Annotated in this window: 13 protein-coding genes; 5 read left to right on the forward strand and 8 right to left on the reverse strand. The window is 42.4% G+C overall.

Annotated features, from left to right (window positions below):
* Nucleotides 1–316: diguanylate cyclase domain-containing protein (locus tag AC805_RS13110; protein WP_197278724.1), on the forward strand; the 316-nt coding region annotated here is incomplete at its 5' end.
* 203 nt (nt 317–519) lie between these two features.
* Nucleotides 520–726, forward strand: coding sequence for a hypothetical protein (locus AC805_RS13115; RefSeq protein WP_055075848.1), 207 nt, complete (start codon nt 520–522; stop codon nt 724–726).
* 96 nt (nt 727–822) lie between these two features.
* Here AC805_RS13115 and AC805_RS13120 read toward each other — a convergent pair whose 3' ends face one another.
* From AC805_RS13120 to AC805_RS13130, 3 genes are all read right to left on the reverse strand, one after another.
* On the reverse strand, nt 823–1,323 hold the full coding sequence (locus AC805_RS13120; protein WP_082429491.1) for a Uma2 family endonuclease: 501 nt from the start codon (nt 1,321–1,323) through the stop codon (nt 823–825).
* A gap of 198 nt (nt 1,324–1,521) precedes the next feature.
* Nucleotides 1,522–1,908 (reverse strand): DUF1818 family protein, encoded by a 387-nt coding sequence (locus tag AC805_RS13125; protein ID WP_055075849.1) that lies wholly within the window; start codon nt 1,906–1,908, stop codon nt 1,522–1,524.
* 175 nt (nt 1,909–2,083) lie between these two features.
* On the reverse strand, nt 2,084–2,308 hold the full coding sequence (locus AC805_RS13130; protein WP_040689404.1) for a DNA-directed RNA polymerase subunit omega: 225 nt from the start codon (nt 2,306–2,308) through the stop codon (nt 2,084–2,086).
* A gap of 155 nt (nt 2,309–2,463) precedes the next feature.
* On the opposite strand from AC805_RS13130, the gene AC805_RS13135 reads away from it, so the two are divergent.
* Complete coding sequence (locus AC805_RS13135) at nt 2,464–3,153, forward strand: PleD family two-component system response regulator (RefSeq protein WP_055075850.1); 690 nt, start codon at nt 2,464–2,466, stop codon at nt 3,151–3,153.
* A 64-nt stretch (nt 3,154–3,217) separates the two neighbouring features.
* Here AC805_RS13135 and cruF read toward each other — a convergent pair whose 3' ends face one another.
* The 4 genes from cruF to AC805_RS13155 form a co-directional block, all read right to left on the reverse strand.
* On the reverse strand, nt 3,218–4,114 hold the full coding sequence (gene cruF, locus AC805_RS13140) for a gamma-carotene 1'-hydroxylase CruF (protein ID WP_055075851.1): 897 nt from the start codon (nt 4,112–4,114) through the stop codon (nt 3,218–3,220).
* Nucleotides 4,115–4,474: 360 nt separating this feature from the next.
* Nucleotides 4,475–4,993, reverse strand: a complete 519-nt coding sequence (locus AC805_RS13145) for a tetratricopeptide repeat protein (RefSeq protein WP_055075852.1) — start codon at nt 4,991–4,993, stop codon at nt 4,475–4,477.
* A gap of 83 nt (nt 4,994–5,076) precedes the next feature.
* Complete coding sequence (gene mutT, locus AC805_RS13150; protein WP_082429492.1) at nt 5,077–5,520, reverse strand: 8-oxo-dGTP diphosphatase MutT; 444 nt, start codon at nt 5,518–5,520, stop codon at nt 5,077–5,079.
* Complete coding sequence (locus tag AC805_RS13155) at nt 5,513–6,520, reverse strand: cysteine synthase A (RefSeq protein WP_055075853.1); 1,008 nt, start codon at nt 6,518–6,520, stop codon at nt 5,513–5,515. The genes mutT and AC805_RS13155 overlap by 8 nt, the downstream gene beginning before the upstream one ends.
* 330 nt (nt 6,521–6,850) lie before the next feature.
* On the opposite strand from AC805_RS13155, the gene AC805_RS13160 reads away from it, so the two are divergent.
* Both AC805_RS13160 and AC805_RS13165 read left to right on the forward strand, forming a co-directional pair.
* Nucleotides 6,851–7,303, forward strand: a complete 453-nt coding sequence (locus tag AC805_RS13160) for a universal stress protein (RefSeq protein WP_055075854.1) — start codon at nt 6,851–6,853, stop codon at nt 7,301–7,303.
* 45 nt (nt 7,304–7,348) lie between these two features.
* On the forward strand, nt 7,349–7,636 hold the full coding sequence (locus AC805_RS13165) for a ferredoxin (RefSeq protein WP_055075855.1): 288 nt from the start codon (nt 7,349–7,351) through the stop codon (nt 7,634–7,636).
* Between the two features lie 295 nt (nt 7,637–7,931).
* On the opposite strand, the gene hepC is transcribed toward AC805_RS13165, so the two are convergent.
* Nucleotides 7,932–8,930 carry a heterocyst development glycosyltransferase HepC gene (gene hepC / locus AC805_RS13170; RefSeq protein WP_231662829.1) on the reverse strand — a complete coding sequence of 333 codons (999 nt, stop codon included), beginning with the start codon at nt 8,928–8,930 and terminating at the stop codon, nt 7,932–7,934.
* Between the last annotated feature and the right edge of the window lie 666 nt (nt 8,931–9,596).

Genomic DNA, 9,596 nt, shown 5'->3' on the forward strand with positions numbered 1-9,596 from the left:
CTATAGAAGAATTTCTAAAGTATCTGGAGTTCGCTCCGATGTCATTGGTCGTCTAGGTAGCGATGAATTTGTGGTTTTGTTGACCAATACTAATCGCACAGCGAGCAATTTACTATTGAGTCGTCTTGAGAAAATCAGGAAGGAGCATAACCAAAAAGAGGTGCGTGGTTACGATATTCTCTGTAGCGTTGGTGTGGTTGAATTCGCTCCTAATCGACATACAGCGCTTTGCGCTCAAACCCAAACCAAGGAAATTTTTGAAAGCGTTGCTTCGCAACGCTTTCAAAAATTTCCTTGTGGTTCGTTTGATCGATAATTGCTGTAAATCCATAGAATATCTTTTAGAAGATGGCGATCGTTTAATGTATACGCAAAAGAGAAGCAAACGCGCAAAGTCCTTACAATAGGATTGCTATATTTTTGATGAGGTTTCTCCAGATAGTTTGATCAAGCAATCAATTTATTCAAAATCTTAATCATTAAATTAATCATTCAAATTAATCATTCAAAATATTACTTATGTCACCCGATTATATAAAAGCTCAATTGATTCTACTTATTTCCATTGTGGCGGCGATCTCCTCTGTTGGCTGCATTTACGAAATATCCTACGGCGCACCAGATTTTGGCTTTGCCACTACTTGGGCAATTTTGCTAATCAGCGTACCTGTGGGTGTCTACAGCTTTGTCAAAGCCGTCAGCCTCGCCCGAAAGTCTATGCAATAAACTCACAAGTTAGCCATTGGGGCGCTAAGCGCCCTTTCTAAAACATTTGGCAAAAACAGTATGACCACTTCTCCACTCCCTTGGGGTACTGGTCAGCTAATGGGGGATGGATTCTGAAATGCCCATTTCATGCCAACAAAAAAGATGCAAATATGTCGATCGCGCTTTAGCTGACCAGTGCCAATAATCCATCGCCTTTTGGGCTAACTGATTGAAAGTCTGATCGGGCGATACAATCTCAATCACTAATTCAGGCAATACGGGGCAAGGTGTATCCTCACACCAATCTGCGGCAAGACGCTCATGGGAAACATAGAGCAAGTCAGGGACAGGAGCCCAATCTTGCCCATGACGTTTTAGCGTCACTGACCACTCAATCGCGACTTGTCCAAAACCATTAGCCCATGATGATAATTCACTCCAAAAGGATGCCGTTAGTCGAGAATGAAAAAATTTGGATGACGTTTTTTTTATTGCTTCTCCTTCAACTAACTCATAACTTGCGTCTATATCTGGTAATTTTAAAAACTCCTCTAAGGTTAATGGTTGCTTTACCTCTAAGTTAGTTTCGTCTTTTTCAATAACAATGCTGGTCATATTTTGCTCCTAATCAAATTAGACAAGTTATACAAAAACTAAAAATGGCTACGCCATTTTTAGTTTTTCAAAGCCTTACTAGGTTTGCTTCTTAATTCACAAAAGTGTTGTCACACTTTCGTGAATTGGTATTAGAGCTTTAAAGATTTTTGATGGCGCGGCTTCGCCGCGCCATCAAAAATCGGTTTCCTTTATGTCTTAATTTAGCAAATGGGCGATCGCCTCAATCAAAAAAGGTACAGCAACTTCATCCCAAAATCCTTCCGAGCGTCGTCCCGTTAATAACTGAAAATGCAAATTAAAGGCATGGGGATAGCCATTTACCTCAAGGCAAATATCCTCAGTCTCCAACGTACAACAAATCTTTTCGCCATCTGACAACTCGCTTGCCATCACCTGCATCGTCTCCGCGAGTTGCGAAGCTAATTTACAAAAATCTTTAAATTCGCTTTCAGTTAACTCGATCGCCCAACTCTCCGCCCCAACTAGACCCTTATATAAATCAACATCGGAACGAAATCCGATCCGCCAACCATCACCGCGAAGTAGTTTTTTCGCTGAATTTCGATCCGTAAAATTTAACATAGTCCTTTAAGAAATTTATAGTTTGTCGCACTTTGTTAAGTAGCTATGTAAGCAGCTAGGTGCAATTAAATATAAAACCCCAAAGCTGTAGTGCACGCACAGCGTGCGCTACAGCTTTTAATTCTGGGTTTTAATTATGCCCAGCTACTTACGACAAACTATAAATTCAAGCCTTTCAGTCGCTCAGAATTTCAGGCTGGGAAATTTCATCAGACATTTCCATAATGGCGCGTAAAATCGGCTTCATCATGCGATCGTCATAATCATCATCTTCATAGCGTCTGAGCTTGGCTCTGTTGGCAACTTGCACAGTAATGCGATAACGATTGGAGGAGGCGTTTATCAGTTCTTCGACACGACGAATAATTTGTGACGAATCAATAGTGTAGCGTTTTGCCATAAAACCGAAAGAAAATGAGCCTTTTAAGTCTAACGCGATCGCACTCATCTTTAACCAATCATCTTGAGGCGATCGGAAAAAAATTTCAACCAAGCAAGTTTTGTGATGTAATATGATGGTCTGGCATAGCTATTTGGGGCGGATTCTTCAAATCCATGACTGCAAAGAAAGTACTGGTAATTGACGACAGCATAATGATCCGCAAAATGGTTAAAAGCATTTTGGCGGGAAAATATGATGTCTTAGAAGCAAGTGATGGCAAATCAGGTTTAGATGCTGCTCGCCGAGCCTTTCCTGACCTAATTTTGCTTGATTTCGTGATGCCCAAATACAATGGATATCAGACCTTACAGGCAATCCGTCGTGTCGAAGGATTGCAAAAGGTTCCTGTAATCATGATTTCTGGACTTAAAGAACAGGTTACCGAGCATGTTCCTGAGCCATTTACTGAGTTTGATTTCCTTGAAAAACCTTTTGAAGCGGATGTATTGGTATCCCGTATTCAAAACTTTTTAATACCTGAGCCCGTTCAATCAGTGCCAGAATCAGTATCTCGATCTACCCCTGCGGTGGTCAGAGAGTTACAGCGTTCTGAGGAACCTAGCCTCCAAATGATTGTCAATCGACTCACCTCGACTGAGACTTTATTGGTGCAGGGGATTGAGAACTTGATTCAGCGTGAAGTTGTGGCAAGGTTTAACGAGTTAAATACGCGAATCGATCGCCAAGATAAAGATATCGAAACCTTAAATCAACGTATGGAAAAAATTTCCGAGCAAATCGATCATCAGAATAAAGGTTTGATGTTGATTCTCCGAGAGCTAAAAAGCTTACAGGGCAAGTAAACCAAATAAAACAAATAAAAAAAGAGGTGCTAAGCACCTCTTTTTTTATTTGTTTAGGGTGATTCTACTTAGGTGAGTCTAAGGCGACAACTGCGATGCCTGACTCGATCGCTTGATCTTCTAACTCACCATTCGGTGTGGTGCAGTAAAGCACCAGCAAGGGTAATGCGCCCACCACAATACCCAGCAAAGCAGGTACATAAAAACCAGAGCTAAAGCTGAGGACGAAAGCAAACGTAAAGTTTCCTGCATACAAAATGGTCGGAAAAAGAATTTGCTGGCGGTTTAGGATTGGTTGGTCATTTTTTCCCCAAATTATGGAGGCAACGGTCATAAATAAAGAGCCAGTGCCAAACCAACCTAAAAAGTTTTGATAGGGCATTCCGTAAAATTCACCTGCTTGATGCCATTCCCAGAAAGGAAATGCGGTTTGACTCATGGCGGGATCGAGGACAAAGTCCCACGAAGTTAACATTAATGCGCCAAGGGCGATCGCCATAATTTTATAGCCCCATCCCGTGCCAAAGCGCATTAAGGTCGCTGCGACTAAAAAGGCGGAGAATCCCATATAAAACCATGAGAGGGGGATCGTAAATGGAACTAGACCTGCAATCTTATAACCTAAACCACTTAGGTAGGAATAGGCTCCAAAGGGAAATCCCGTGCTAGTTCCTAACAATTCGCTGCTAACGGACAAACCAATGGCAGGAATACAAAAAGCGAGGGTACGTTTCAGCCCGATGGTTTGCTTACCATAAAGAAATGCGGCGATCGCGCCAAAAATCATGTAAGAAGCACCACCATTTTGCATTCCCCATGAAAAGATTTGCAAACCAGCTTCGGACAAGCTTTCAATAAACTCGGTATTGGGCAGTACAAAAATTAGACCAAATAGCCCAAATACCATTGAAACTAGGTGCATTCCTAAATTAAACCATTGTGCGGGGATCGCTCGCCTCATCACGCCATTTACTCCCAGAAATAGTTGAAATTTAATTAATTGAGTTTGAACTTTGCTTTAACTAACTTAACAAAAGTATAAGCTAGCATACCATTCATTTTTAAGTTTGCGGTTTTGCTTCTTCAGACTCAGGCTTAAAAAGCCGATGCGACTAATACCAATTCCCAAAATGGCGTTGCCATTTTGGGAATCTTAAAACCTTACTGGGTTTGGTGTTTAATTCACAAAAGTGTTGTCACACTTTCGTGAATTGGTATAAGAAGAGAAGGTTGGCGCGAAGCGCCAACCTTCTCTTCTTATGCCAATTCACTGTCAGGGTTTTCAAAGCTCAAAATGGCTACGCCATTTTGAGCTTTGGGATTAGGTGGACTGGATCGACCATAGGGCGAGAAGCAGAAGCGAAATGGCGATCGCAAACCATAGAAAATTATTACGGCTATTGGTATTTGGCTTGTCGAGGGAAACTTCTCGAAAGGGCTTGCGATCGCTGTTATCTGGCGTTGTTTTTCTTGCTACGGGCTTAGATTCATAGGTATCAGGAGATTCTAAAATTGGGACTTCCGAGACTACACCCTCTAGTTTGCCTAGGGGCGGCGCAGTCAAAATTCCCAACATATAACGTGCTGATTTTCGGACATTATTAACGGGATGCTTTTTGAGGCTCCGACAAAGGGCGATCGCTTCTTCGGTTCTGCCGACAGCATCATAGGAATTCGCCAGCCATACCAGAATTTCTCCGCCTAAAACCGTTTCTAAAACTGCTAGGGCACGGGCGCGTTCGAGCAGGGCGATCGCCTGTTGGTAATTGCCACTTTCAAAATTGCTAATCCCCTCTTGGTATAGCTGTGAGGCTATCTGGTCTGCACTGATTTCTTCCATCAGTAAATTTCTATCTCCATAGTTCAATTATTATGGGAATTCCAAATTCATGTTATAGAGTCACGGCACAAAGCGCCGCAACTCTATAACCCTGTCTGTGCTTTTAAAGCTTGGACTATCTCGTAGTTGGCGGCAGGCAATTGATAACTACTCAATTCATCAACGGTAACCCAACGAATTTCCGAGCAAGCGATCGCCTGTGGTTCTCCCGCTAGATGGTTACAGTGATGGACGATCAGACTGACCCGCAACGTTTCATATTCAAAATCCACGGTGATCAGATGTTCGCCAACGGCAACATCGATCGCCAATTCTTCCTGCAATTCCCGCTTGATGCATTCTGGTGCAGTCTCCTGCCCCTCAATTTTGCCGCCAGGAAACTCCCAATATCCAGCCAGTTCGCCTTCAGGTAAACGGCGATCGATCAGAATTTTTTGGCGATCGCGATCCCAAACCACGCCAACACCAATACATCGATATTTTTTCGGCATCGCATCAACGCCCAAACTAGTACCCAAATCAGTCATCAATAAACTCCAAGCCCTTAGCCACAGGAGTTAAACCTTTTTCTGCTAACCATTCAGGGTTATACATTCGGCTTTGATATCTGCCACCACCATCACAGAGAATGGTCGCGATCGTATGTCCTTTGCCTAATTTACGAGCGAGTTTCACCGCCCCAACCACATTCAGCGCCGCCGAACTACCAACAAACAAACCGTCATGCTTGAGTAAGTACTGAGCCATCTCAATCACCTGCTGGTCGGTACCTTGGAACGCCCCATCTAATCTAGCGCGATTAAAATTTGCCGTCGCCCGATTAATACCAATTCCTTCGGTAATCGAGTTCCCCTCAGCCTTAAATTCACCCGTAGTGATATAGCTGTATAAGCCCGACCCCGTCGGATCGATCAAGTAAGTAGCAATTTGCGGATTTTGCTCCTTCAGATAGGCAGTCACACCACCAATTGTGCCCCCCGTGCCAGAGGACATTACCACCCCATCAAGTTGACCGCCAGACTGCTCCCAAATTTCAGGAGCAGTGGTCTGATAATGAGCTTCGGAATTTGCTAAATTTTCAAACTGATTTGCCCAAAAAGAATTAGCAATTTCTTCCGAACGTCTGCGAGCGACATGGTAATAATTATCGGGACTAGAGAATGGTGCAGGTGTACTTAACTCGACTTCCGCGCCAAGGGTCTTTAGCAGATCGATTTTTTCCTGCGATTGATTGCTAGGCATCACAATGACACTTCGATAACCACGGGCATTTGCGACGAGGGCTAGTCCAATTCCCGTATTACCCGCAGTACCTTCTACAATCGTGCCACCCGCTTTAATAGTGCCAGCCTTTTCAGCCTCCAACACCATAAACAGAGCCGCTCGATCCTTCACACTTCCGCCTGGATTAAGCAACTCAGCCTTACCTAAAATTGTGCAACCCGTTGCTTCTGAAAGTGACTCGATTTTAATCAGGGGGGTGTTACCTACAGAATTAGCAAAACCAATACGAATATCGCTTGTCATGGAATATTAAAAGAAATGAACTACAGCAAAGATTTACAACTTGTCGATCGCTATCAGTATATTTGGGTCTGTAATAGTTATATAGGGATCTCCAAATTTGATTTTTCTCGGATTATTGCAGTTACGCGCCATTTATTGCCCATATCATTTACTTTCCATAAATTTTGAGGCTCATAAATTTGACCGCTCGTAAATAGACTCAACAATCCTTAGTTTAAAAGATCGGATTTGGCGATCGCTATAGATGCAACATATGCAACGACTGTATTACTTACCAAGATTACTTACCAAGTATTACAGAGAATATAATTTCTACATTATGGTAAACCTATGAAATTCTTAGTTGCTATTGATGGCTCTCAAGCAAGTGAACATGCTCTTGCCAAAGCCCTAATTTTTGCCGCACCTCTGCAATCTGAGATTATTTTACTGACCGTAGTTGAACCGCTTAGCAGCTATGTTCCTGAAGTGATGATGCCCACTGGGGACTGGGTCGGCTGGCGCGGACTGCCTGACATCGAGCTGGAACGCAAAATTTTGAATGCGGGGCAAGCGCTACTCCAAAAAGCCCAAGACATCTGTCAAGCTAGTCATCTCGATACCAGCACCAGACTAGAAACGGGGCAACCTCGTGATGTGATTTGCTCTGTGGCGAAGGAAGAAAATGTTGATTTGGTAATACTCGGATCGAGAGGACTGGGATCTATAGAGCGATTGATGCTCGGTAGTGTCAGCGATTATATTGTTCACCACTGCGTTGCACCTGTTTTAGTGGTGCGTTAAAATTTAAGTGACATTTCTAAGTTACTTCAACCCCCGATCGCTATCTTGGATATTCCTGCCCGTCGCGTTCTTGTTTGTCAACATCGCACCTGTAAAAAAGATGGTGCGCCTGAGATACTCGCCATATTGCAACAACAGAAACCGATTAATGTCACGGTAGAAGTCTGTGAATGTCTGGGGCTATGTGGTTCTGGTCCAATGGTGCTCGTATTACCCGACAATATCTACTATTGGCATATTACTCCTAAGAAGATTCAGTCAATTATTGAGACTCATTTGCTCGGTAATGCCCCAATCCCTAACCTAATGCATCCTCGATTGCATCCCCATTAAATGTAGCTAAGCAGAGAGCATACCGCCCGCTAAGCGGGCGGTATGCTCTTCTAGGTTTTAAGTTTACTGCTATATCTATATTCACTTAGGTCAGGACATCAAACCCAATAGAGAGTTGCGCCGCAACTCTCTATTGGGTTTGATATCCTGACGCTCTTTCTTTTTTCATACAGAAAAGCCCATGCAAAAACATGGGCAAACTCTGGAATAGGGACAATTAATTCAATTAAATCAAGCCTGAAAAGTAGTATATATTAGTCCCTAGATTCGCTTTCTGGGAAAGAGAAAGCAATACTTAGTAAGCTCCAAATCCTGATAGAACCTTAGGAACAGTCATCAATAAAATTTTGAGATCCGACCATATAGTCCAGTCGCGAAGATAATTCAAATCGCAATCCGTTACAGCATCTAGATCGAGCATCGTCGAACGAGCACTCACCTGCCAAGCACCTGTGACTCCAGGCAATGAATTCAACCTTCTTTGGCGATCGCCACTAATCCTCAACGCATCGTACAGAGCCCAAGGACGAGGACCGACCAGACTCATTTCTCCACGCAAAACATTGAAGAGTTGGGGAAGTTCGTCAAGGCTATACTTGCGCATCCAACGACCAGCAGGAGTAATTCTCGGATCGTCTTCACACTTATGTAGCCCTGTTTGACCGCTCATTACTAGATGATGCAGTTTATCGGCATCGGCAATCATCGTACGGAATTTAATGATTCTAAATAGCTTGCCGTTTTCTCCGACACGCCACTGATGGAAAAATACAGCCCCGCCAGAAGTGCTAGCAACGATCGCCGTTAATGCCAACATAACAGGACTGAGAATTATCAGAATTACCAAAGCCGCTAGCCAATCAAAAGTTCGCTTTATTGTCCAAGCGATCGCTCTACGCACCTGTGGCAATTCATCAGCTTGGGGCAAATTCAGGTAAACATCTTTGTGGGATTTCAAACATACATCGGCTAAATTCTTAAGTTTCGCTTCCCCAATGGCAGGTTCCACTCGGATTAAATTAACGTTAGACCGATTTACATTCTTCCCTAAGCTATGAAGTACGCTCAAGAGTTTCGTTACACTTAAATACTTGTGACAAATAGCGCTAAAATTCCCAAAAGAATGGACAAGCAATTTGCTTTGCTTTATTTTGAGCATTGAATTAGAAATAAAGGAAGACTCATCTGTGCTATCTGTCAGTTCAATCACTTGCGATTTGTTAACGATAAAACTAGTCATTTCTTCCCTCTCTACTACCTTAATATCTATCCAATGCAATTCTTGTACTTGCAATTCTTATGCTGGCAATTCTTAGACTTTTGCAATTCTTTATTCGGTTAAATATTTGATCAACCAATCGCAAAGTCCAAAGGATTTAATCTATTAATAAGAGTTCCCATAAGTAGTAGGAATATTACGGGAAACTCTAAATATCTAATGCAATGCAATGAAATAGTTAGGAACTCACTAGATAGGGCAAAGTGGAATTTATTCTCTATTTCACATTGCAGTTATATATCTCCAAAATTACTGAAGTAGGATTCAATTAAATCGGAAAATAGATTTATGCCTTTAATATACCTAGTTATCTATCAATTCCGTTGATATAGCAACCACTAGAAGTTACTAAAAGGTCATAGCAAAAGTTATACAAAAGTTATATTATTTTTTCGCATTTTCTCGCGGCAGTAAGTTATGTTCGGATAATCTCAAAAGCCATCCATGCTGAAATATATAGCTATCGCCAAATGTACTAGGACATAAACCCCAAGAATTGACTGGCGGCGCTTCGCGCCGCCAGTCAATTCTTGGGGTTTGATTTGTCCTAATTCAAGTGACTGTAGCTATAAGTAATACCAATTTCCAAAATGGCAACGCCATTTTGGAAATCTCAAAACCTTACTGGGTTTGGTGTTTAATTCACAAAAGTGTTGTCACACTTTCGTGAATTGGTATAAT

Origin of the sequence: Pseudanabaena sp. 'Roaring Creek', from assembly GCF_001402795.1 — a bacterium.
Taxonomy (GTDB): Bacteria; Cyanobacteriota; Cyanobacteriia; order Pseudanabaenales; family Pseudanabaenaceae; genus Pseudanabaena.